Origin of the sequence: Streptomyces sp. NBC_01481 (assembly GCF_026339995.1) — a bacterium.
Lineage (GTDB): Bacteria > Actinomycetota > Actinomycetes > Streptomycetales > Streptomycetaceae > Streptomyces.
Window position 1 is genome coordinate 1,817,470 of record NZ_JAPEPT010000001.1, and the last position, 24,147, is coordinate 1,841,616.

Below are 24,147 nucleotides of genomic sequence, written 5' to 3' on the forward strand. Positions count from 1 at the left end.
GGGACGAGTACGAGGTTATACGCCCTGGCTGACCGAACTCATATTGAAATCCGGGATGCGCAGCGCGGGCATCGCGGCCCGGGTGAACCAGTCGCCCCACTCCCGCGGCAGCGTCTTCTCGGTACGTCCCGCCTCGGTGGTCCGCGAGAGCAGATCGACGGGCGACTCGTTGAAGCGGAAGTTGTTCACCTCGCCGACCACCTCGCCGTTCTCGACGAGGTAGACGCCGTCCCTGGTCAGCCCGGTCAGCAGGAGCGTCGCCGGGTCGACCTCGCGGATGTACCAGAGGCAGGTCAGCAGCAGCCCGCGGGCGGTCGCCGAGACCATCTCGTCCAGCGAGCGCTCGCCGCCACCGTCCAGGATCAGATTGCCCGCTCCGGGCGCGACGGGCAGGCCGGTCAGGGCGGCGCTGTGCCGGGTGGTGACCAGGTGCTCCAGCTTTCCGTCGCGTACCCAGTCCGTCGCCGACAGCGGCAGGCCGTTGTCGAAGACCGACGCGTCGTCGCCCGAGGAGTGCGCGATCACGAACGGCGCGGACTCCAGACCCGGTTCGTTCGGGTCGCTGCGCAGGGTCAACGGCAGCGGCGAGAGCGTCTCGCCGATGCGGGTACCGCCGCCCGGCTTGGAGAAGACCGTACGGCCCTCGGCCGCGTCCCGGGCCGTCGACGACCACAGCTGGTAGATCAGCAGATCGGCCACCGCGGTGGGCGGCAGCAGCGTCTCGTACCGGCCCGCGGGCAGATCGATCCGGCGCTCGGCCCAGCCGAGCCGGCCCGCGAGCTCCGCGTCGAGCAGCGCGGGGTCGACGTCCTTGAAGTCCCGCGTCGAGCGGCCCGCCCAGGCCGAACGGGAGCGGTCGGGGGACTTGGCGTTGAGCTCCAGCGTGCCGTTGGGCTGGTCGTGGCGCAGCCGCAGTCCCGTCGACGTACCGAGGTAGGTGGAGGTGAGCTCGTGGTTGGCGAAGCCGTACAGCTCACGCCCGCCGGCCCGGGCGCGGGCGAACGCCTCGCCCAGCGCGGGCGCGAAGTCCGCGAAGACGGCGGAGGAGGTTTCTTCGGGCGCATCGGTGAAGTCGGGGGACGCGGGGACCTGTTCGACGAGCGGCTGCGCGTCCTCGGCGGGGGCCGCCCCGCGCGCGGCGGCCTCTGCGGCACGTACGAGCGGCTCCAGGTCGTCGGCGGTGACGGCGGAGCGCGATACGACACCGGACGCGGTGCCCTCGGAGCCGTCGACGGTGGCGACGACGGTGAGGGTGCGGCCGCGGGTGACACCGTTGGTGGTCAGGGCATTGCCCGCCCAACGCAGATTGGCGGAGGAGTGCTCGTCGGCGATGACCACGCAACTGTCGGCGGTGGACAGTTCGAGGGCCCGCTCGACGATCTCGTGCGGCTTGCTGGTGCGGCTCATCGACCGGCCTCCTGAGTCGTGTTCAGAATGTTCACGCCGCGGAACAGCGCGGACGGGCAGCCGTGGGAGACCGCCGCGACCTGGCCCGGCTGGGCCTTGCCGCAGTTGAAGGCGCCGCCCAGGACATAGGTCTGCGGGCCGCCCACCTTCTCCATCGACCCCCAGAAGTCCGTCGTCGTCGCCTGGTACGCGACATCGCGCAGCTGACCCGCGAGCTTGCCGTTCTCGATACGGAAGAAGCGCTGCCCGGTGAACTGGAAGTTGTAGCGCTGCATGTCGATCGACCACGACCGGTCGCCGACCACATAGATCCCGCGCTCCACGCCGCCGATCAGATCCTCCGTGGAGAGCCCGCCCGGATCGGGCTGCAGGGACACGTTCGCCATCCGCTGCACCGGCACATGACCGGGGGAGTCCGCGAACGCGCAGCCGTTGGAACGGCCGAGGCCCGTCAGCTTCGCGATCCGCCGGTCCAGCTGGTAGCCCACCAGCGTCCCGTCCTTGACCAGGTCCCACGACTGCGCCTCGACGCCCTCGTCGTCGTAGCCGATGGTCGCGAGCCCGTGCTCGGCGGTCCGGTCGCCGGTCACATTCATCACCGACGAGCCGTACGCCAGCTTCCCCAGCTTGTCGAAGGTGGCGAAGGACGTCCCCGCGTAGGCCGCCTCGTACCCCAGCGCCCGGTCCAGCTCGGTGGCGTGACCGATCGACTCATGGATGGTCAGCCAGAGATTCGACGGGTCGACCACCAGGTCGTAGCGCCCGGCCTCGACGCTCTGCGCTCGCATCTTCTCCGCCAGCAGCCCCGGGATCTGCTCCAGCTCGGCGTCCCAGTCCCAGCCCGTGCCGGTCAGATACTCCCAGCCGCGGCCCACCGGCGGGGCGATCGTGCGCATCGAGTCGAATTCGCCCGTCGACTCGTCGACCGCGACGGCCGTGAGCACCGGATGCAGCCGCACCCGCTGCTGCGTGGTGACGGTGCCCGCCGTGTCCGCGTAGAACTTGTTCTCCTGCACGGTGAGCAGCGACGCGTCCACATGCGCCACGCCCTCCGCCCGCAGCAGCCGGTTGCTCCACTCCGCGAGCAGCGCCGTCTTGTCCTCGTCGGGTACCTCGAACGGGTTGATCTCGTACGAGGAGATCCAGGTGCGGTCCGCGTGCACCGGCTCCTCGGCCAGTTCCACCCGCTCGTCGGAGCCGGCTGCGGCGATCACCTTCGCCGACAGCTTGGCCATCGCCACCGCCTGGCCCGCGACCCGGGCGGCCGCGTCCATGGTCATGTCGACCCCGGAGGCGAACCCCCAGGCGCCGCCGTGCACCACCCGCACCGCGTACCCGATGTCGGTGGTGTCGGACGATCCGGCGGGCTTGGCGTCGCGCAGCCGCCACGCCGCACTGCGTACGCGCTCGAAGCGGAAGTCGGCGTGCTCGGCGCCGAGCGCACGCGCCCGGGCGAGTGCCGCGTCGGCGAGGGCCCGTAGCGGCAGAGTGGTGAATGTCTGATCGATGTCATGGGGCACGGACGGCCCTTCCCTTCACTTCACTGTGACTCGGCCCAGTAAGCGTCAGCGGGCAGTGAACCACGTCTCACCGGCCGGGATCTCTTGGGTTTGCGCAGCAGGCGTGGCTTCGGCCGACAGCTGAACGAAGGAACCAACGAGGCAAGCCGGGTCGGTCCATCCTGCTGGGACAGAAGGCCGGATCATGAGCGGCTGCCGAGTGATGTGAGTACAATCCCGGGAGTGTAGGTACATGTCCGCTCAAGGAAGGGAGACCCAATGAGCACCATCTCGGTCCGTGAGTTCTCCTACAACCCCAGCGCCGTCTTCGCTCGCGTCGAAAAGGGCGAGGCGGTCCAGGTAACGCGCCATGGAAACGTCATCGCCATACTGCTTCCCGGCTCAGGGCCGATGGCCCGGTACTCGGACCTTGTTGCCCAGGGGAAAATCCGGTTGAAGGCCGCCACGACCTCCGACCTCGACCGGCTGCCGCAGTACGACATCCCCGCCGATGCGCCTGACCCGGTCGAGCTCCTGCTTGCGGAGCGGGAGGACGAACACCGTTGATCTACATGGATTCGTCAGCTCTGCTGACGCTGCTGACTGGCCGGTCCAACGCGGCGGCGCTGCGGAGCTTCCTCGCGGCCCGCTCCGGTGTTCCGATGGCAACCAGCACCCTCGGGTTCGTGGAGACGGTCCGCCAGCTGGACAAGGTCGGCTCCTACCCGAACGCCCTGGCGGACTTGGACGGCATGGTGACCGAGATCCTTCTTACGGAGGACGTGAGGAACCTGGCCACCAGGGTGTCGGCTTCCCTGCGCTCCCTTGATGCCATCCACGTGGCGAGTGCGCTGGCCATCGGTGAGGCTCTCGATTCCTTGATCACCTACGACAAGCGGATGCTCGACGCGGCGCGGCAGGCCGGATTGGCCGCGTCCGCGCCCGGCGTGGCTGACTGAGTGACGCATCCAGTACTGCGACCGCGGGCTGCTCGACGCGCGACCGCCCTGTCCGTGATCTTTCGGCCGGAAGGCCGCCATGCTCGTCACCGAGCGCCGATTCATCACTGCGACGTGGATTCGCGCTGGGGCCAATTCCGCAAACGAACATGACCTACTGTCAAGGAGGAGCGCTCTGGCATAGACCGGCCAGTTCGTACGGTGAGAGGATCGCGGCCATGCGCGGGTGGGCAACTGAATTACGGACCTGGCTGTCATCCCTTAACGAGGCTGATCTGCGAACGCTGTTGACCTGGCATCAGTGTTTGCGTGGGCAGAGGTGCAGACACAAGGCGGCCCGCGTCGGGGGTCAGTCACCCTCGCGCCGGGAGCTGCATGCGACGCGGGTCTGGCTGGCCAGGGCCCAGCAGCCGCAGTTGCTCAGTCTGGCTGCCTGCGGGGTCTACTGGACCTACCACACGCTGTGCCAGGAATACGGCTTCTTGGAGCGAGTCCTGGACGACCCGACGCGCGAGCAGCTCGAGGTCATGCTCACTGTGCTCGACCCTCCCCTCGCGCGGTGTGCACTGTACGGCCTGACGTCACCCGAGGCGCAGGACCGGCCGGTTGCCTTGCTGGCCCGTGAGCACGAGCAGGAGCTGCGCTCGGCCGCAGACCGCATTCCACCGCCCGATGCTCGCGACATCGGTTCCGACTACGACGATCAGGCTGTCATCGAACCGACCGGGGAGCCGCCCCTGGAAGCCCGGGAGGCCTCCAGCCATGAGAGTGAGGCTGTCGCCCACGTGCCCCGAACTGAGCGCAAAGTCGATGCGAGGGACTCTCTGGCGGAGTTGAGGCGCTCCGGCGCGGAGCTGGCCGTAGCCTTGCGCAACACGGCCGCAGAGGTGGAGGTCGGCCTGCTGCCCGCAGCGAATGTCGCCGATGCGTTGACGGTGTGGACCCAGCACCGGATGCGCGTCTCAGAACACCTCAGTGGCGAGGGCTGCTCCTGGCGCGCAGATGTCGGCTACGTGGACATTGAGGCCGACTTGGCCCGCCTGCGCGAGGCTCGCGCAGAGCAGCTCGCTGCACTGCGCCGTAAGGCTCAGTCGTACGCCACTCTCCTGGAGTTGGCTGACGAGGAGGAAGAGGCAGTTGACCTCCGCCGTCACCTGAAACGCATCGAACAGCAGATGGAGCAACTCGGGCACCTCGAAGCCGACCCGGAGCCGCGTTCCGTCGCTCCGCAGCCGTACGGTGTCGATGCGCCCTCCGCCCCGACGATGGAGGAGGTCGCCGAGGCCCAGAGCGTTACGGACCCGGCCGAGCCTCTGATCGGGGCTGCCGACGCCGAGCCGGAGGCGGAGGGACCATCCAGCGTTGAACCGGGCGCAGAAGAACCGGTCGAAGTCCGCCCCGAGCAGGCACCACTCGTCGCGACGGCGCCGACAGCGGCTTCCGCCCTTGCGCCCGCCGAGCCGGCGGACGCAGGCGATACGGCGGTCGTAACCATCCTGGTGAAGCACTCGCCCGAGCCTTTCGCACAGGGCGAGGAACCCTGGCCCGCCGCAGTAGAACGGCCCGACTGGGACCCCCGTGCCCCGTGGGACACGGGGACTGAGGCGCCGGTGGTGCGACTGCTACGGGAGGGGCGGGTGGCGGAGGCGTACTGGATGACCGCCGCAGCCGCGGAAAGCTCTGTGCGCGCGCGGGCCCTCGCCTTCGCCGCCGCCGCGTTCGGATGCCTGTCCGACTCCGAGGCCACTCCCGTGCAGATCACGCACGAACTCGATCCCACGCTCGCGACGGAGGACCGCGAGGCGCACCTCGTCGCGCTTGCAGCTGCTCTCCGCACCGGGGTCACGGCCCGCTGGCCGCACGTGCTCATCAGTGGATTCGTCATGCCGTCCGGCCTCACCGGTTCCTGGCAGCACCTCCTCAATGTGATGGTCGCAGCGGTCCGCGACGGAAGGGCATTCGAGCCCGGCATGTTGCAAGCCGACGAAGGTCGACTGGAAGCCAACACTCGCGATGAGATTGGCCATACCGCCCGACAACTCCTCGACGATCTCCCACGGCGCAAGATGAAGTACCAGCGAGCTTCCCAGGTGCTCCAGTACCTCGTCGGCCCTGTCGGCAAGCTGCGTCAGGCGCTGAACCAGGTCGTTCAATGGTCCGAGCGGAGCACGCACGGTACGCCCGCTCCCGTCTTCCGCGTCCTGGGCGAGGAGCTGTGGCGCTCCGAGGACATCGACCGTCTCATCGAGGACACCGACTCCCTCTTCCGCACCTCCAAGCAGGCCAAGGAGCCAATAACCGCCGGTGCGCTTCGGCAGCTGCACACCGCATGCCGCTCCGTCGGCGAAGTCCTGATACGTGCCGAAGCGGCGAGCGCCGCCGCCCGTCCTCAGCCCGGGACCAACGATCGGGGTATCCCCGAGTTGGTCTCCGTAGTGCGCGACCTGGCAGACCAGGCCGAGCCTGCCGGTGTGGGCGGCGCTGCACTCGGCCTATTGCGTAGATGGTTGGCCGGCGAGTACACCTTCGTCACCGATGCAGCCGACCGGCTCCGCGAGAACGGCGGCCCAATCCCGCCCGACGACTGCCTGCTGGGCCTGCCCGATCTGCCTCGCACACGTGAGGGCGAACCCGATCTGGACGACCCCCGGACATCCCGCCGGATCGCCGCTCTGCTGGCGCCCGCCGACGCTGAGTCGTCCCTCAGTCGCTATCTGGAGAGCGGCGACCTCCACCTTGCCAGGGCACTGATCGCAGCCGTCGAGCGAGAGCCGACCGCCTATGGGTGCGCCAACCTCGAGTGGCCGGAGGTCGCACGGCGACGCCTGACGCAGTCCCACGAAGACTGGCGCAGGCAGGTCGGCGCGCGGCACCGCGCCGCCGCCGGACTTCTCGCGCAGATGCGTACCCTCAATCAGCTCGCGCCCGACAGGGAACGCGACTTCGCCGGTCGCCTGCAGGAGTTCGCCGACGGTGAGGACTCCGGGCGTTACCGCTTCGCCATCGACTCCCTCCAAGCTCTCGAGACCGAACTCACCGCCCTGGTCGAAGAGTCCACGAGAGCGCTCCGCGATGACCTGGCCCAACTGCGCAGGGATCCGGACCATGCGCTGGACGCGGTGGACCACGACCGGATCGCCCGGCTCATCGACGAGGGGGACACTGTCACCGCCCAGGAGTTCCTCGCGCTCGCCACGAGCCGCCAGCCGCTGCCCGAGCGGCTTGCCGACAACGGCTCGGAACTTGCGGACTTCCTCGCCGGCGTCACTGCCTCCGAGGCTCCCAAGGCAGGCGGTGAGGGCGTGGACGCCCAATGGTGGGCGGCTCATTACGGAGACGGTGAACCGTCCCTCACCCAGGCGGCGACAGCAGGCCTCGAGTCCTGGAAAGCGCTGTGTACCAAGCTGGGCCGCGGCAGCGAGTGGCAGCAGCACATACCGCGGGTACTGCGGCTGCTCGGCCTTGAACTCTTCACTCACCAACTCACCGCCGACCGGGTGGCCTTGGGCCAGGGAATGCGCCGATTCAAGGTGCGCGCGAATGTGGCCGAGCGCGCCGGTTATGTTGCCGCACTCGGCTCGCGCGCCACCTCGTACACCATCCTGCTGGTCTGGGAGGAACAGCCGGCCGACGGACCGCTCGCGCACCTGGAAGACGCCGACGTCGGCGCCAACATCGTGCTTTACCTGCATCCGCTGGGGGCGGAAGGGCGGCGCAGTCTCGCCGAGTCGGCGCGCTCATTCGCCCAACAGGCCTTGGTCGTGGACTCCGCCGTGATGGGATGGATGGCCGCCCGCGCCCCCGGCGCCTTCCGCTCGGTGCAGCGCGTGACCCTTCCCTGGGCGGCGTACAACCCGTACACGCCCTTCGTCGCCGGCCTCGTTCCGCCGGAGGTCTTCTACGGTCGCGACGAGGAGATGCGGGAGGTGATGGGCCGGGAGGGCGGGATGTTCCTCTACGGTGGCCGCCAGCTGGGCAAGTCGGCTTTGCTGCGCCGGGTCGCGGAGATCTTCCCCAGTAGGGCCGATACACATGTGGCGGTTTACCTCGACCTGCTCAAGGCCGAGATCGGGCACGCGGAGGCGCCGGAGCGGATCTGGAACCGTCTGGTGGAAGACCTCAAGCGCAGGGGGGTCTTCACGAACAAGATGTCCGAGCAGGCGAGTCCCGACGTCGTGGTCAAGAACATCCGGGCCTGGCTCGACGTGGACGACACACGCCGCCTCCTGGTACTGGCCGACGAGGCGGACGCCTTCCTCAACACCGACTCGCGAAGGGCGTTCCGGGCAGGCAGCGAATCGACGTTCCCCAACGTTATGCACTTCCAGCGACTCATGGAGCAGACCGAGCGCCGCTTCAAGATTGTCTTCGCCGGTCTGCACCAAGTGCAGCGCTTCGGTCACCTCTCCAACGTGTCCACTGTGCACGGCGGTCCCGACGTGCTGATCGGCCCGCTGGGACAGCAGGCTGCCATACGGCTCGTCACCGAGCCGATGGCCGCGCTCGGATACTCCTTCGAGAGGCCTGAACTGGTATGGCGGATTCTCGCCATCACCAACTACCAGGCCAACCTGGTGCAGATCTTCTGTCGCGAACTGGTTCGGGTGCTGCACGCACGCCCGTACGCCTTTTCGGACGGTCCGGTGCGGATCACCGAGGACGACGTCCAGAAGGTGGCGGCCTCCGAGACAGTACGCCGTCAGATCGCCGAGCGACTGAGGTTCACGATCAACTTGGAAGACCGCTACCGGGTACTGGCCCTCGTCATCGTCCTGCGGAGCCTGGAGGAGGGCTACCGGGGCGACTACTCCGCCAGCGAGCTCCTGCAGGAAGCCCGCGAGGCGTGGCCGCAGGGCTTTGAGATGCTGAGCGCCAAGCAGGTGCAGATCTTCCTCACCGAAATGGTCGGCCTTGGCTTGCTCATCCAACTCGGTGACCGTTCCCGATTCGCCGTTCGCAGCCCCAACGTGGTGAACATGCTGGGTACCCGCGAGGAGCTGGAACTCGAACTGAAGGAAACCGAGTTCGGCCTGCCGTACGACTACAACCCGCGCGCCGCGCGTCGGGTCCTCGGGCGCGATCGGCGCAATGTGCAGCGGTACAGCCCCCTTACCGAGGAACAGCTCCACGACACCGCCCAGCCCGGCGTAAGCATTGTCAGCACGACGGATCTGTTCCATCCCGCGCTTGTGAAGCAGGCAGTGGCGGCCTTTGCGGAGAACCGAGGCGTGGAGGTGCTCAAGCATGTTCATGGTGAGGACCTGGGAGCGCTGCTCAAGGGCCGACACCGCAAGGCCCATGTGCTGATCGCCGACATGTGCGGAAGCACTGCCGGGGAGCTCCGCACGGCAGTTCTGGCCCTACTCACCCATGCCGGGCCCGCTTCGGACAAGCTGGTCCGTCAGACCGCGCCGCGCAGCAGCGGGAGCGAAAACCGCTCTGCCGTAGTTGTCGCGGACGCCGCGGTGGTGGCCGAACTGACAGCCGCCGAACACGGTGAGGAGCTCTCGGTGCGGCGCCTGCGCCCGGAACGCTGGACCGCCGACGCGCTCCGTGCATGGTCGGAATGTCCCTTCGTCTCGCGCGAGGACCGTGGCCGACTCGTCGCTGCCACTGGAGGCTGGCCGCACTGGATGGAGGCCGCGGTGACCGACGTGTCGGTGCACGGCGCCACGCTCGACAACGCCATCGAGCGTATCCGCACGGTCATTGCCAAGGAGGGCAACGCCGACCTGCACCTACGCCAGTCTGGGCTCGACACCCGGGACAGAGAACTCCTGGTGGCTTGGACCGGTTATGTGGAGGAGGGCCAAGGGGTGCCCCGGGACGACGTTCAGGCAGCAGTCGAACTGACCGATTTCGACACCGACGAGTGGCTGACCCGGCTGGAACAGCTCGGTGTCCTCGACGAGACCAGCGAGGGATTCGCCGTCGAACCGGTCACCTATCGCGCGGTGCGTGCCAAGGTTGCCGGTGGGCAGTGAGATGCAGGAGCAGTCGGCGGATCTGAGCGATCTGGCCGACCTCCCCGGCGTACGTGGCCAACTGCGGAGTGTCGCAGCGGACCTCGCTGCGGGCCTGAACTGCCTCTGGCTCCTACCCGACCGGCTGGTGGAGTCCGGACAGGCCGATGAGCTCTACCGGGGTGCCCTGTTCAGCGCGTCACGTCGCGTCGACGTGCCTCCGCCTGATAGAGACGGCGCCAAGGTGCAGGCGGTACACGAGAGCAATGCCGCAGGCGATTCAGAGGCGGTTCACGAGGGCTGGGCAGATGCCGAAGCGCTGCCCTTCCTGGACTTCTACGACGATGGCTTCGACCTCGGCTGGGAACCGCAAGGCCACGCGCCAGTCATTCCGGCGCCCCGTACGGAGACCGCGGGTAGGAATGCCGAGGCCCGCGACCTCCTGGCAAGGATCGCAAAGGAGCTCTCGGTCACTGCGGAGGAGGTTGTCGGCTGCCTCACTGATCCGGAAAGAGGCGGACGTCGGCCCGTCGTCGGAGTGCGGGCCTGGAAGGAGCCGAACACCGCATCACTCAGGGGCGCCGGCATCGAGCAGCTGTACCGGTCGCTCACGGCCGCGGTAAAGGCGGCCGGTCTGCCCCCGGGCCAGCGGCCCAGGCTGCTGGTTGCTGCGCGGCTCGGCGACGTGTCGGCGGCACTTCCGGACGAACTGCATCTCGATCTCTCCGCCACCGCCGTGCACTGGTGGTGGGGCGCCCTGGGGCGACTGGACACTGCCACGGCCATCACGCCCTACCTGGATCGCGGCGGTGCGCCCCGGCATGAGCGCGACCTACTGCGCGAGCGCATCGTGCGCGAATTGCGGGCTGAAACCGTTGTCGAGATTTGCGGCCCGGACCTTGAGCTGGCCCGGCGCCTTGCCGTCGCGTGGGACGGGACGCAGCAGGCCCTTGGCACAGCACTGAGGCGCTGCCTCGCCGCGGGCCCGTCGTTCGCCGCCGACTGCTCGCCACCGCCTGCCCAGCTCGGCTCTCGCCGCCGGCCTGGATCCGAATTTCGCGAGGCATGGGCCTCCGGCGCCATCACCGCTTGGGAAGGGAGGCTGCGCCTGCACCCGGGTGTCTGGCTCCGTGCCGACGCGATAGCTGAATGGAGCGTGGACGCCAAGGCCCGGCTCAGCACGCTGATCTCGCAAGCGCAGCAGCGCGTGCTGCTGCCGTGGATCGAGGAGGCCAGGCAGAGGCTGGCGGCGCGCGCTCTCAGTCATCTGACCCGTCCCGTCGCGGCGGTCGTCGCCACGTACCTTGAACGGCCGATCTGGTACCTGGGCGACCGGCCCGAGCTCGCCTTTCTCGAGCTTCAGGTGGGGGAGCTCCTTCGCGCCCACATTCAGGGTGCCCTGGCGCTCCCGGAGCGGGATGCCCGGCTGCTCCGCCTCCTGGTGCAGGCCCGGAACGTGCTTTCTCACCGAGCCGTGCTCTACGACACAACGCTTGCCGAGCTCTGCGTCGAGCTGTCCCGGGCGGACCTGCGTACGACGTAGGGTCGACTTTGCCGCTCGTGGCGCCATGACGTACACGGTCTTCGCTTTCTGTAGGGACCCGACAGGGACTGGATGAAGGCGCTGTCAGGGACCGATTCTCCGCGGGGGGTGCGGGACCGATAGGTTTTCGAGTATCAGACCGCTATCGAAAGGGTGATCCGTTGAGCCGCTCGGTTCTCGTCACCGGAGGAAACCGGGGCATCGGCCTCGCCATCGCCAGCGCGTTCGCCGAGGCCGGCGACAAGGTCGCGATCACCTACCGCTCCGGCGAGCCGCCCGCCGGCTTCCTGGCCGTCAAGTGCGACATCACCGACTCCGAGCAGGTGGAGCAGGCCTACAAGGAGATCGAGGAGAAGCACGGTCCCGTCGAGGTGCTGGTGGCCAACGCCGGTGTCACCAAGGACCAGCTGCTGATGCGGATGTCCGAGGAGGACTTCACCTCCGTCCTCGACACCAACCTCACCGGCACCTTCCGGGTCGTCAAGCGCGCCAACCGCGCCATGCTGCGCGCCAAGAAGGGCCGCGTCGTGCTGGTCTCCTCCGTGGTCGGGCTGCTGGGCTCGGCGGGACAGGCCAACTACGCCGCCTCCAAGGCGGGTCTCGTCGGCTTCGCCCGCTCGCTCGCCCGCGAACTCGGTTCGCGGAACATCACCTTCAACGTCGTCGCGCCCGGTTTTGTCGACACCGACATGACCAAGGTGCTCACCGACGAGCAGCGCGCGGGCATCGTCTCGCAGGTGCCGCTCGGCCGTTACGCGCAGCCGGAGGAGATCGCCGCCACGGTGCGCTTCCTCGCCTCCGACGACGCCTCGTACATCACTGGAGCCGTCATCCCCGTTGACGGCGGATTGGGCATGGGTCACTGATCACATGAGTGGAATCCTCGCCGGCAAGCGCATCCTGATCACCGGTGTGCTGATGGAGTCCTCCATCGCCTTCCACACCGCGAAGCTGGCACAGGAGCAGGGCGCCGAGGTCATCCTCACCGCCTTTCCCCGGCCCACGCTGACCGAGCGCATCGCCAGGAAGCTGCCCAAGCCCGCCAAGGTCATCGAGCTGGATGTGACCAACAGCGAGCACCTGGACCGGCTCGCCGACCTGGTCCGTGAGGAGCTCGGCAGCCTCGACGGTGTCGTCCACTCCATCGGCTTCGCTCCGCAGGACGCCCTCGGCGGCAACTTCCTCAACACCCCGTTCGAGTCCGTCTCGACCGCGATGCACGTCTCGGCGTTCTCCCTGAAGTCGCTGACGATGGCCTGCCTGCCGCTGATGCAGGAGGGCGGTTCGGTCGTCGGCCTCACCTTCGACGCGCAGTTCGCCTGGCCGCAGTACGACTGGATGGGCCCGGCGAAGGCGGCGCTGGAGGCCACCTCCCGCTACCTCGCCCGTGACCTGGGCAAGCAGAACATCCGCTGCAACCTGATCTCGGCCGGACCCATCGGCTCCATGGCTGCCAAGTCCATCCCGGGCTTCTCGGAGCTGGCGGACGTGTGGAACCACCGCTCCCCGCTGGAGTGGAACATGGCGGATCCGGAGCCGACCGGCCGCGGTGTCGTCGCCCTGCTCTCGGACTGGTTCCCGAAGACCACCGGCGAGATCGTCCACGTGGACGGCGGCGTGCACATGATGGGCGCCTAGCCTCTCGTACGACCCCTTCGTATGGCCCTTCCGTACGGCCCTTTCGTACGGCATCGACGCCCCGTACCCCGCAGCGCGCGGGGGACGGGGCGTCGCCCGTTCGGCCCCCGAAGCCGCGCGGTACCGCGCCCCGGCGGCGAGGCTTGAGGGGCAATCCCCCTTGTGGTGCAGCCGCGGCCACCCTGCCGCAGTACGGCCGAGGAGGTCCCGCTTGTGGTGACGACCTGGCGCTCCGCGTTCGTACCGGCCACGGTGACCGTCCTCGTGTGGGCGGCGCCGGCCGCCGTCTCCCAGCCGCACCGCCAAGAGCCGGAGCCCCCGCCCCGGCCGCAGAGGTACGAGGCCGACTGCCGCACCGTCATAGAGGGCTCCCGGGCCACCGCCTACTGCCACAACCCGTACCCCTCCGTCGACCGGGTCCGGCTGCATGTCGAGTGCGAGCGCTGGTGGGACATCGACGCGGACAGCGCCCCCGTCGAGGTGGGCCCCGCCGGCTACGCGGAACTCACCGACCGCTGCTGGAAAGAGATCGGCGCCGTCTGGGTCAGCCATCAGCTCCTGCGGGAGTCCGCGGGCACATGAACGGATAGCCCGCCGCCTCGGTCGCCGCCGTGTCGCCGTCGCCGTCGCGGATCGCCTCGACCATCCGCGCGTGATCCATGTGGTGTTCCGGGCGCAGCTCGTGGCCCACGTCGTCGCGGAGCCAGTCGCGCAGCAGATCGCCCAGGTCCGCGTAGAGCTCGCTGAGTACCTCGTTGTGCGAGGCCGCCACCACCGCGAGATGGAAGGTCGCGTCGGCGGCGACGAACTGCTCCGCGTCCCCCGAGGCCCAGGCCTCCTCGCGCCGGGCCAGAAGCGTGTCCAGCTGCTTGAGGTCCTTGGCCGTACGGCGCTGGGCGGCCAGCCTGGCGGCCGAGGACTCCAGCGTGGAGCGCAGTTCGGCGATGTGCCGCGGGTCGGCGTCGGCGAAGCGGCGGTGCATGACACCGGCCAGCTCGCTCGTCGCCACGACATACGTCCCCGAGCCCTGGCGGATGTCCAGAAGGCCGTTGTGGGCGAGCGCGCGGACCGCCTCGCGGACGGTGTTGCGGGCCACGCCCAGCTGCTCGACCAGTTCCGGTTCGGTGGGGATGCGCGAGCCCACCGGCCACTCGCCCGAGGTGATCTGGTTCCGCAGCTCGGCGATCACCTGATCGGAGAGCGCGGAACGCCGGGGAGAGGTCAGCGCCATGGTGCTCCTTGCGTACGAGAGTGGTGAAGGATTGGACAACCAATCATCCCATGATTCTATGATGGCCTCATGCAGGACGAGACCCCGACCCAGACCCTTACCGAGCCCCAGGCCCATGGCCCCGCCCTCACCGACCGTACCGCCGTGGTCGCTCCGGACCGGCGCCCCGCGGTCTGGCTCACCCGCCTCGTGGTCGTCGGGATCGTCCTCGCGGCCCTCAATCTCCGCCCCGCCATCACCAGCCTCGGCGCACTCCTCGAAGAGGCCAGAGTCGGACTGCACATGAGCGGCAGCGTGGCCGGCGTCCTGACCTCCGTGCCGCCGCTCTGCTTCGCGATCTTCGGGATCGCGGCACCCCGGCTCGCCCGCCGCTTCGGCCCGGGCGCCGTCGTCTGCGCGGGCATGGCGGCCATCGCCACCGGCCTGCTGATCAGGCCCTTCGCCGGCGGTACGGCGGGCTTCCTGGCCGCCAGCGCGCTCGCCCTGATGGGCATCGCCGTCAGCAACGTCCTGATGCCGGTGATCGTCAAGCGGTACTTTCCCGACCGCGTCGGCTCCATGACCGGGCTCTACTCGATGGCACTGGCGCTCGGCACATCCGTCGCCGCGGCCGCTACCGTGCCCATGACCGAGGCGCTGGGCGGCAGTTGGCGCGTCGGCCTCGGGATCTGGGCCCTCCTCGCCGTCTTCGCCGTACTGCCCTGGATCGGCCTCGCCCGCGACCGCGGCGCGGCCGATCGGAGCACGCTCGCCGCACAGGCCCAGGACTCCCCGGCGCCCCGGATCACCCGCAGCCCCACCGCCTGGGCGCTGGCCTGCTTCTTCGGCCTCCAGGCCACCGGCGCGTACATCACCATGGGCTGGATGCCGCAGATCTTCCGCGACGCCGGGGTCCCGGCGGGCACGGCCGGAGTGCTGCTCGCCGTGACCATGGTGATGGGCGTACCGCTCGCCTTCGTCATCCCGCGGCTCGCCACCCGGATGAGGACCCAGGGCCCGATCGTCGTCGCCCTCGGCCTGTGCGGGCTGACCGGATACACGGGCCTGCTCTTCGCACCCGCCGCCGGAGCCTGGGCGTGGGCGCTGCTGCTCGGCATCTCCAACTGCGCCTTCCCGCTCGCCCTCACCATGATCGGCATGCGCTCGCGCACCGGCGCCGGAGTCGGGCGCCTGTCGGCCTTCGTGCAGTCCACCGGCTATCTGATCTCGATCCCCGGCCCGCTGCTGGTGGGCGTGCTCTACCAGCACAGCGGCGGCTGGGAACTGCCCATCGCGCTGATGGCGGGGCTGATCGTGCCGCAGATGGCGGTCGGCGTCCTCGCCGGGCGGGACCGGACGATAGAGGACGAACGCTGAGGTGCGAGACTGGTTCCATGCCTGTGCTCGACCCGAACCCCCAAGACGGCCAGAAGAAGCTCCTCTACGTCTTCGGAGCCATGATCGCCATTACCGTCGTGATCGCGATCATCGCCTCCATCGCCTCGCCCTGACCCGGGAGTTGGCCGCTGCCCGGCGAGCGCCCCCGGAGGCGAACCGAGCCGCAAGAAAAGGGGGGCTAGCACCACCATCCCCTAGGGGGTCAGGCTCAGGGTGAAGTGGGTGGGTCACCGGATGGGCCGAGGACCCCATGATCCGTAGGTTTGAAGCATCGAACCGCAGACCTACGGAGTCACGGAGGCGGCCATGTCGGCCCACACGCACACCCGGCCCCACCCCAAGGCCACCGGCGGCGTCGACATCCGGCTGCCGTGGTGGGCCCTCGCCCTGCCGATGCTCGCCTTCGCCGTACTGCTCCTGCTGATCGCCGACCCCGCCCAGGCGCAGGCCGCCGGCGGTGAGCCCGCGGTCGGCCAGATCCTGGAGCGGATCCAGCAGGCCCTGTCCCGGTGACGTATTCACCCATGACGGGGGACCGCGTCAACACCCTGCGCCCGCTGGCTCATTTCATGCGAAGCTGGGGTGCATGAGCGACGCCGTGTCTTCCGGGGGGACAGCCCCCGGATCTCCCGAATCCCGCAGGATCGTCCTCCTTCGGCATGCGAAGGCGGACTGGCCGCAGGTGTCCGACCACGACCGCCCGCTCGCCGAGCGCGGCCGTCAGGAAGCGGCGGTGGCAGGCCGCAAGCTGGCCGATACAGGTATCGCCTTCGACCTGGCGCTGTGCTCGACCGCGAGCAGAACCCGCGAGACCTGGAAGCTGGCGGTCCACGAGCTGCCGCACCGCCCGAAGACGGTGTACGAGGAGAGGCTGTACGACGCCTCCCTCGGTGAACTTCTCGCGCTGCTGAACGAGACCCCCGACGAGGTGAACGAGCTGCTCGTCATCGGCCACAACCCCGGGATGCACGCCCTCGCGGACGCGCTGGCCGGCAAGGCCGAGGGCGAGGCACCGGCCCGGATGACCAAGACCGGCTTCCCGACCGCGGCGTTCGCGGTGGTCGGCTTCACCGGCTCCTGGAAGTCGGTGGAGCACGGTGTCGGCACGCTGCTCGACTACTGGGCGCCTCACGACTAACACCCCCGGTCCGACAAACGGCCCCGGCGCGAGTCCTCGCATCGGGGCCTTCTGCCGTACGGGCCAGGGCGTGTTTCCCTAGTGCTCCGCGCCCGGGTCGTCCGCGGCCTCGACCTCTTCGCGGGTGATGCCCAGCAGATACAGCACGGTGTCCAGAAACGGCACATTGACCGCGGTGTGGGCGGCACGGCGGACCACGGGCTTGGCGTTGAAGGCCACGCCCAGACCGGCCGCGTTCAGCATGTCCAGATCATTCGCGCCGTCGCCGATCGCGACGGTCTGCGCGAGCGGCACACCCGCCTCCGCGGCGAACCGCCGCAGCAGCCGCGCCTTGCCCGCACGGTCCACGATCTCGCCGGTCACCCGTCCCGTGAGCTTTCCGTCCACGATCTCCAGCGTGTTCGCCGAGGCGAAATCGAGCCCGAGCCGCTCCTTGAGGTCGTCCGTGACCTGCGTGAACCCGCCCGACACGACGCCCACTTGGAAGCCGAGCCGCTTGAGCGTACGGATCAGGGTGCGGGCGCCAGGAGTCATCCGCACCTCCTCGCGCACCTTGTCCACCACCGAGGCGTCGAGCCCGGCGAGCAGCGCCACGCGTGCGTGCAGCGACTGCTCGAAGTCCAGCTCCCCGCGCATCGCGGCGGCCGTGACCTCGGCGACCTTGTCCTCACAGCCCGCGTGCGCCGCGAACAGCTCGATGACCTCGTCCTGGATGAGCGTCGAATCCACATCCATCACGACCAGCCGCTGCGCACGACGGTGCAGCCCGGCCGACACGACGGCGACATCGACCCCGATCCCGGCGGCCTCCGTCGCCAGCACGGTCCGCAGCGCCTCGGTCTCCGCACCGGACACCGCGAACTCCACGGCAGTGACCGGATACTTGGCCAGCCGGAAGATCCGGTCGATGTTCCCGCCGGTGGCGGTGATCCTCGCCGCTATGGCGGCGGTCGACTCGGCGGTCAGCGGGTGCCCGAGGACGGTGACATGCGAACGTCCGCTGCCACGGGGGCGGTTGTCGCCGGTGCCCGAGATGATCTCGGCCTGCAGCTTCAGTGACTCGGCCCAGCTGTGGACGGTGGCCCGGAGCTCCCCTTCGGTGGCGACGCCGTCGGTCGGGGCGGTGACAAGGGCGCACAGCACGATGCGGCCCCGGGTGACGACCTGCTCGATGTCGACGACGTCGACGGAGTAGGCGGCGAGGGTGTCGAAGAGCCCGGCGGTGATCCCGGGACGGTCCTTCCCGAAGATCTTGACGAGGAGGGTGCGTACGTCGGAGGTCTGCGATGCGCTCATGGTGCTTCCACCGTATCGGGCGGGGGCGGCGACGAGACGAGCCGTCCCGCCTGCCGGACGCGGCGGGGGCCTCGGACGGGGCTGCGCCCCGGACCCCTGGGGTTACGTGGGGGCTGGCGCCACCACACCCCCGAAGCGCCAGCTTCGCGGCGCGGGGCGAACACCTCTCGGCGCGCGGGCTTGGCGGCGCGAGCTGACGGCGCCCCGGCGCCCGGATCCTTCGCTGCGCGCGCTCCCGGGCCCGCAGGGGGAGGGGGAGCGTGGGCGCTGACGCCCCCACACCCCCGAAGCGCCAGCTTTGCGGCGCGGGGCGGCCAACTGCAGCCACCCGGCAAGGGGGCCGTGGAGCGGGTGGAGTCGGGACGTAGAGCGTGATTTGTGGCGCGCGGACGCCCGCACCGCACAGCACGCCAGAAACGCGCCGTAAATCGTGCAGTCCCGGCTCTACCCCGGAGCGGCCCCCAAACGCCCCCCCCGCGGCGCCGGGCAACCCCGCGACCCGTACCCGCACCCGCGGCCTCAGCGGCCCCCCCGCGGCGCCGGGCAACCCCGCGACCCGTACCGCCGGACGGCCCCCCCGCGGCACCGGGGAACCCCGCGACCCGCACCCCGGGCGACCTCAGCGGCTCCCCGTCGGTGGGCGCGGAGGGGGCGGGCCGTCCTCCGGGGGCTGCGGTGGACGTGGGCGCGGGCGTGGTGGAGGCGGGGGCGGGGGCGGGAAGGGGCCTGCCATCGTCGGCGCGCCGTGGATCTCCGGTGGAGGGCGCAGATACGGGTTCGTGTCGTCGTTCGACGGCCGGTACGGCGGCGCCGGCCGGTACGGCCCCGGCACCTCCGCCGCCGCCACCGGAGGCCCCGCCACCTCCGTCACGCCGCCACCCCGCGTCGCGTACACCAGCACCGCCCCCAGCCCACCGGCACCCGCCCCCCACGCCGCCCCCAGCAGCAGCGCCATCCCCAGCGCGCCGTGCAGCTCGATGCCCGCGCCGAAGGCGTCGAAGCCGAGCACCGACAGCGACGCGTCCGCCGAGACATCGGTCAGCCACACCAGCAGAGGCAGGGCCAGGGCCGTGACCAGGCCCAGCCGCACCGCGCACCGTCCCGCAAACTCAAAGACCCCGCCGCCCCCAGGCGTACGCGCCGCCGCCAGCACCCCCGCGTACAGCATCATCACCGCCGCCGCGACCGCCAGCAGCCAGACCCGCCCGTCCAGCTCGGCCAGCCTGCCGACCGTCACAGGCTCGTCCGCGGACACCCTCAGCAGTTCGTCGAGGGGATCCGGCAGCAGTTTCGCGAGCTCGCCCGTCGCCTTGCCGTCCCACGGCACGAACAGCCCCATCGGCACACCGAGCCACACCCCGTTCGGCGCCCCGAGCAGCGCGGCGCCCGCGATCCGTTTCGGGTGGTCGTCGCTGATCGCCGCGTACCCCGCAGCCGCGTAGCCCGCGAGGACCGCGACCAGCAGCACCGCCACGAGCGCGGACGCCGCCGGTCGTACGTTCCGCCGCACCGCCGCGGCCAGAGCCCCGCCCGGCAGCGGCGATCGGCGCGAGGCGAGCAGCGCGACGACAAGCACCCCGAGCACCCAGAACAGCGCACCCGCCAGCGAATCCGCGGTGTTCACGCTGAACCCGACCGCCGCCTTCGCGTCCACCAAGTCGCCGAGCCGGTCGGGCAGCAGCCCTCCGATGTCACCGATGTCGCCGAGTCCCGGCACCTCGATGCCGCCGTCGCCTCCGCCCCCGCCGCCCGGCAGATCGTCAAGGCCCAGCTCCGCTCCGTCGATCGTGATGACGTCGTGACCTGCCCACGCCAAGCCGCCGACCGTCGCGACGAACAGGATCACCACCCCGCCCGCCCGCGCGGCGAGTTCACTCCCCGAGATGTACGGCCCCGCCCGGCGCAGCGAACGTAGAAAGAAGTACGCAAGGAACAGTGCCCCGACGAGACCGATCCCAAGTGGCGTGATCTCGACGGCCGTCCGCGCCTGCGCGCCTTCCAGCCCGAACGCGGACACATCGCCTGTGGGAGTGACCGATCCGCCCACCGCGAGCACCACCACCGCTGCGGTCATCGGCCCGAGCGACCCCGCCGAATCCGCGCCCAGCAGATGCAGTCCGAGCGCGGCCGCGCCCGCCATTCCCACGAGCGCCCAGCTCACCGCGGCAATCGACGCCAGCAGCACATCGACCCATGGCACCCTCTCGCCAGTGCCGCCTGCGTCCATCGGACCCCCCGATCCTTGCTGGGTTTGCCCCAGTTACCCCCATTCGCGCGTGATCCGTACGCACTCATGGGCGCTTACCATGCTCCGTGCGCGTTTCTCCTCCGTCAACGGTCATCCCGGACACGGTCTTCACACAGCCCGACTTTCGGATGCGGGACGACGCCTGAAATAGTTCCTCACGATGTTCGCCATCCCTAGACTCCCTGTGATGGGGGTAACTCGGGGGAAAACTAGTGGGGCATGGAGTGCCGGAACTCGTACTGGAATTGAACGGAAGGACCTGGACTCTCGATCCGTCCAGGTCATACACCCTCGGACGTGATCCGCAGGGCGACCTGGTGATCGACGACGCAAGGGTCTCGTGGCGGCACGCCAGCATCAGCTGGGGCGGCCGCAGTTGGGTGATCGAGGACCACGGCAGCACCAACGGCACGTACGTGCAGGGCCAGCGGATCCATCAGATGGAGATCGGCCCCGGCTCGGCCGTGCACCTGGGCAATGCCACCGACGGCCCCAGGCTGAATCTCTCGGCCGCGGCGGCCGGTGCCTACAGCGCCCAGGGCGCCGCGCCCCAGCAGGCACCGCAGCAGCAGGCGGTCAAGCAGCAGGCCCCGGCCCAGCCGCAACAGGCCTGGCAGCAGCAGCCGCAGGCTCCTGCCCAACAGCCGCAGCAGGCCTGGCCGCAGCCCCAGGGGCAGGTCCCGCACCAGCAAGGACCCGGCGGTGCCGGCGGTGTCGCGGGGGCCCCGCCGGTGTACGGGGACCGCAGCCCGACCACCTTCCACCAGCTGTCGCTGGGCCGCGTGATGCGTATCGGTCGTGCGCTCGAGAACGAACTCGTCGTCTCCGACCTCCAGGTCTCGCGCCATCACGCCGAGTTCGTGGCCACGCCCGACGGCCGCTTCGAGATCCGGGACCTTGGATCCCACAACGGCACGTACGTCAACGGTCAGCCGATAGCCAAGTCCGGCACGGTGCTCATCGGCCCCAACGACATCGTCGGCGTCGGCCACTCGACGTTCCGTCTCGTCGGCGACCGGCTCGAGGAGTTCGTCGACACCGGTGAGGTCTCCTTCTCGGCCCGCCACCTCACGGTGACGGTCGACGGCGGCAAGCAGATCCTGCGGGACGTCTCCTTCGGCGTACCGGAGAAGTCGCTCATCGGCGTCATCGGCCCCTCAGGATCCGGCAAGTCCACGCTGCTCAAGGCGCTCACCGGCTACCGGCCCGCCAACCAGGGCGACGTCCTCTACGACAACCGCAGCCTCTACAAGCAGTTCGCCGAACTGCGCCAGCGCATCGGTCTGGTCCCGCAGGACGACATCCTGCACAAGGAACTCACCGTCCGTAAGGCGCTCAAGTACGCGGCCAAGCTCCGCTTCCCCGGCGACACCGCCGAGGCCGAGCGCGAGGCCCGTATCGACGAGGTGCTGCGCGAGCTCAAGCTCGACATCCACAAGGAAAAGAAGGTCACTTCGCTCTCCGGCGGCCAGCGCAAGCGCGTCTCCGTCGCCCTGGAGCTGCTGACCAAGCCGTCGCTGATATTCCTTGACGAGCCGACCTCCGGCCTCGACCCGGGCATGGACCGCGATGTCATGCAGCTGCTGCGCGGCCTCGCCGACGACGGCCGTACGGTCCTGGTGGTCACCCACTCCGTGGCCGAGCTGGCGCTGTGCGACAAGCTCCTCGTCATGGCCCCCGGCGGCTCGGTGGCGTACTTCGGTCCGCCGGAGGAAGCGCTCAACTTCTTCGGCTACAGCACCTGGGCCGATGTCTTCTCGGCGTTCGAGAACTACCGCGACTACGACTGGGCGGGCCGCTGGCGCGGCTCGCAGCACTACCAGATGTACGCGGCTGACATCGACGCCGTCGCCGCACAGTCGGTGCACATGCCGCCGCCGCAGCAGATGCGTCCGCCGAAGCCGCAGAGCTGGGGCTCCCAGCTGTGGACGCTGATCCGCCGCTACTCCTCGGTCATCGCGTCCGACAAGGGCTTCTTGGGCCTGATGGTCATCCTGCCCGCGGTCCTCGGCCTGGTCAGCGTGGTCATCCCGGCGAAGTTCGGCCTCGCGCCGCCCACGCCGCCGAGCAAGTTCAACGGCGACGCGGGCACGATCATGCTGATCCTCGCGGTCGGCATGTGCTTCTCGGGCGCGGCCAACTCCGTACGAGAACTGATCAAGGAACGGGTCATCTACGAACGGGAACGGGCCACCGGCCTGGCCCGCTCGGCGTATCTGATGTCCAAGGTGATCGTCCTCGGCGTGATCACGGCCATCCAGGGCGTCATCATCTGCGCCATCGGCTTCGCCACCCGCGAGCTGCCCGAAGAGGGCCTGATCATGCCGCCGGCCGTCGAGATCTGCCTCGTCGTCATCGCGCTGGGCTTCACCTCGATGATGTTCGGCCTGGTCATCTCCTCGCTGGTGAAGACCGCCGAGAAGACCATGCCGCTGCTGGTCATGTTCGCCATCGTCCAGGTCGTCTTCACCGGCATCCTCTTCCAGGTCTACGGTTCGCCCGGCCTGGAGCAGTTCGCCTGGCTGATGCCGTCCCGCTGGGCCATCGCCGGTGCGGGCGCGACGCTCGACCTCTCGCACCTGATGCCGCCGTGGGACCCGAACAAGCCCAACGACCTGGACCCCCTGTGGGAGCACTCGGCAGGCCAGTGGGGCATGAACATCACCATCCTGTTGGTGATCGCCGTCATCTGCGGTGTCGCGGTCGCGCGGCTGCTGCGCCGCCACGAGCCCGAGGTCATGCGCAAGTAACCACCATCCGCCGGAGCGCCATCAGCGATACGCCGAAGGGCGGCACCCCACACGGGGTGCCGCCCTCCGGCGTCTGCTGAGCTTCGCGTCAGGTCGGCTCAGTAGGCGCTGTTGACGTTGTCGATCGAGCCGTAACGGTCGGCGGCGTAGTTGGCCGCGGCGACGATGTTGGCGACCGGGTCGTACTGGCTGTTCTTGGTGCCGGCGACGTGGTACGCGTCGAACGTCGGCTTGATGACCTGCAGCAGGCCGATCGACGGGACGCCGTTGATCGCGTTGATGTCCCAGTTGTTGATGGCGTTCGGGTTGCCGCTGGACTCACGAATGATGTTGCGGTGCAGCCCGTCGTACGTGCCCGGGATGCCGTGCTTCTTCATGATGGCCAGCGACTCCTTGATCCAGCCGTCAAGGTTGTTGGCGTAGATCGGCTTGCGAGCGGCGGCACGGCTGGCGGCCTGCTGCTTGGCGCGCTTCTTGGCGGCGGCCTTCGCGGCGGCCTTGGCGGCAGCCTTCTTCTTGGCCGCGGCTTCGGCCTTCTTCTTGGCGGCAGCGGCCTTGGCCTTGGCGGCAGCGGCGGCCTTGGCCTTGGCGGCGGCCTCAGCCTTGGCCTTGGCGGCGGCGGCGTCAGCCTTGGCCTTGGCAACGAGGGCCGTCTGCTGCTTGGCGACGTTCGTCTGGGCCACGGGGGTGGAGGACAGGGCCTCGGTCTCCGTGCCGGCGGATGCGTTGCCCGGAACGAGGGAGAACGTAACGGCTGCAACGGCGGCGGCGGCGATGCCGGCGATCGAGACCTTGTGAGTCTTGGTCAGGCGGGTGCTGGACGCGGACATACAGTCGTACCTCTTCGAATAGCGGAAGTCGCATCAGGCCGGAGCGGCGCTGCGCTCCTCGGCGGGCGACGGCTGCAATTCTTAGCGCCAGCAAAATGCTGTGGCAAAGGTGTGACGTACTATCCGCAATAGTGGATCAGGGTGTCCGAATGGTGCCGTTCCTCCTGCATAGTTCCCGCTCACGCGTCCTTTATATATCCACTAGCGACGTTCGTAAGTGATCTGCGTCCTATGCGCGGGCTCACATTCGGCAGATAACGGTTTCACC

The 24,147-nt window shown here is 69.3% G+C and carries 18 protein-coding genes; 12 read left to right on the forward strand and 6 right to left on the reverse strand.

From position 1 onward, the window contains the following. Positions 1-15: 15 nt before the first annotated feature. Positions 16-1,407, reverse strand: a complete 1,392-nt coding sequence (locus tag OOK40_RS08385) for a metallopeptidase TldD-related protein (protein WP_266477863.1) — start codon at positions 1,405-1,407, stop codon at positions 16-18. After that, positions 1,404-2,927: a TldD/PmbA family protein gene (locus OOK40_RS08390; protein ID WP_266477865.1), complete on the reverse strand. Its 1,524-nt coding sequence runs from the start codon at positions 2,925-2,927 to the stop codon at positions 1,404-1,406. Before OOK40_RS08390 ends, OOK40_RS08385 begins: the two co-directional genes overlap by 4 nt. A gap of 258 nt (positions 2,928-3,185) precedes the next feature. Between OOK40_RS08390 and OOK40_RS08395 the strand changes: the two genes are divergently transcribed. The 7 genes from OOK40_RS08395 (at position 3,186) to OOK40_RS08425 (ending at position 13,591) form a co-directional block, all read left to right on the forward strand. Further along, the gene (locus tag OOK40_RS08395) at positions 3,186-3,473 is read left to right on the forward strand and encodes a type II toxin-antitoxin system Phd/YefM family antitoxin (RefSeq protein ID WP_266477867.1); all 288 of its coding nucleotides are present in this window, start codon (positions 3,186-3,188) and stop codon (positions 3,471-3,473) included. A 5-nt stretch (positions 3,474-3,478) separates the two neighbouring features. Next, positions 3,479-3,865, forward strand: a complete 387-nt coding sequence (locus OOK40_RS08400; RefSeq protein ID WP_266477870.1) for a PIN domain-containing protein — start codon at positions 3,479-3,481, stop codon at positions 3,863-3,865. A 416-nt stretch (positions 3,866-4,281) separates the two neighbouring features. Continuing rightward, positions 4,282-9,849 (forward strand): hypothetical protein, encoded by a 5,568-nt coding sequence (locus OOK40_RS08405; RefSeq protein ID WP_266477872.1) that lies wholly within the window; start codon positions 4,282-4,284, stop codon positions 9,847-9,849. Further along, complete coding sequence (locus OOK40_RS08410) at positions 9,839-11,371, forward strand: hypothetical protein (RefSeq protein WP_266477878.1); 1,533 nt, start codon at positions 9,839-9,841, stop codon at positions 11,369-11,371. The genes OOK40_RS08405 and OOK40_RS08410 overlap by 11 nt, the downstream gene beginning before the upstream one ends. Before the next feature lie 161 nt (positions 11,372-11,532). Next, on the forward strand, positions 11,533-12,237 hold the full coding sequence (gene fabG, locus OOK40_RS08415; RefSeq protein WP_266477880.1) for a 3-oxoacyl-[acyl-carrier-protein] reductase: 705 nt from the start codon (positions 11,533-11,535) through the stop codon (positions 12,235-12,237). 4 nt (positions 12,238-12,241) lie between these two features. Then, positions 12,242-13,009, forward strand: a complete 768-nt coding sequence (fabI, locus tag OOK40_RS08420; protein WP_266477882.1) for an enoyl-ACP reductase FabI — start codon at positions 12,242-12,244, stop codon at positions 13,007-13,009. Positions 13,010-13,222: 213 nt separating this feature from the next. Next, positions 13,223-13,591, forward strand: a complete 369-nt coding sequence (locus OOK40_RS08425; protein WP_266477884.1) for a hypothetical protein — start codon at positions 13,223-13,225, stop codon at positions 13,589-13,591. Here OOK40_RS08425 and OOK40_RS08430 read toward each other — a convergent pair. Beyond that, positions 13,554-14,240 (reverse strand): FadR/GntR family transcriptional regulator, encoded by a 687-nt coding sequence (locus OOK40_RS08430; protein ID WP_266477886.1) that lies wholly within the window; start codon positions 14,238-14,240, stop codon positions 13,554-13,556. The two genes, OOK40_RS08425 and OOK40_RS08430, sit on opposite strands and share 38 nt — an antisense overlap. A 69-nt stretch (positions 14,241-14,309) precedes the next feature. On the opposite strand from OOK40_RS08430, the gene OOK40_RS08435 reads away from it, so the two are divergent. From OOK40_RS08435 to OOK40_RS08450, 4 genes are all read left to right on the forward strand, one after another. Continuing rightward, entirely contained in the window at positions 14,310-15,596 is a 1,287-nt protein-coding gene (locus tag OOK40_RS08435; RefSeq protein ID WP_266477889.1) for an MFS transporter, read from the forward strand. A 17-nt stretch (positions 15,597-15,613) separates the two neighbouring features. Further along, complete coding sequence (locus OOK40_RS08440; RefSeq protein WP_266477891.1) at positions 15,614-15,730, forward strand: SGM_5486 family transporter-associated protein; 117 nt, start codon at positions 15,614-15,616, stop codon at positions 15,728-15,730. 193 nt (positions 15,731-15,923) lie between these two features. Beyond that, positions 15,924-16,130: a hypothetical protein gene (locus tag OOK40_RS08445; protein ID WP_266477893.1), complete on the forward strand. Its 207-nt coding sequence runs from the start codon at positions 15,924-15,926 to the stop codon at positions 16,128-16,130. A 73-nt stretch (positions 16,131-16,203) separates the two neighbouring features. Further along, positions 16,204-16,755: a histidine phosphatase family protein gene (locus OOK40_RS08450; protein ID WP_266477895.1), complete on the forward strand. Its 552-nt coding sequence runs from the start codon at positions 16,204-16,206 to the stop codon at positions 16,753-16,755. A gap of 78 nt (positions 16,756-16,833) precedes the next feature. On the opposite strand, the gene serB is transcribed toward OOK40_RS08450, so the two are convergent. After that, complete coding sequence (serB, locus tag OOK40_RS08455) at positions 16,834-18,051, reverse strand: phosphoserine phosphatase SerB (RefSeq protein WP_266477896.1); 1,218 nt, start codon at positions 18,049-18,051, stop codon at positions 16,834-16,836. A 619-nt stretch (positions 18,052-18,670) separates the two neighbouring features. Then, positions 18,671-20,278, reverse strand: a complete 1,608-nt coding sequence (locus OOK40_RS08460; RefSeq protein WP_266477897.1) for a streptophobe family protein — start codon at positions 20,276-20,278, stop codon at positions 18,671-18,673. Positions 20,279-20,511: 233 nt separating this feature from the next. Between OOK40_RS08460 and OOK40_RS08465 the strand changes: the two genes are divergently transcribed. Then, positions 20,512-23,049 carry an FHA domain-containing protein gene (locus tag OOK40_RS08465; RefSeq protein WP_266477898.1) on the forward strand — a complete coding sequence of 846 codons (2,538 nt, stop codon included), beginning with the start codon at positions 20,512-20,514 and terminating at the stop codon, positions 23,047-23,049. A gap of 98 nt (positions 23,050-23,147) precedes the next feature. Here OOK40_RS08465 and OOK40_RS08470 read toward each other — a convergent pair whose 3' ends face one another. Continuing rightward, a complete protein-coding gene (locus OOK40_RS08470) occupies positions 23,148-23,879 on the reverse strand; it encodes a transglycosylase SLT domain-containing protein (RefSeq protein ID WP_266477899.1) in 732 nt (243 codons plus the stop codon). Positions 23,880-24,147 lie beyond the last annotated feature (268 nt).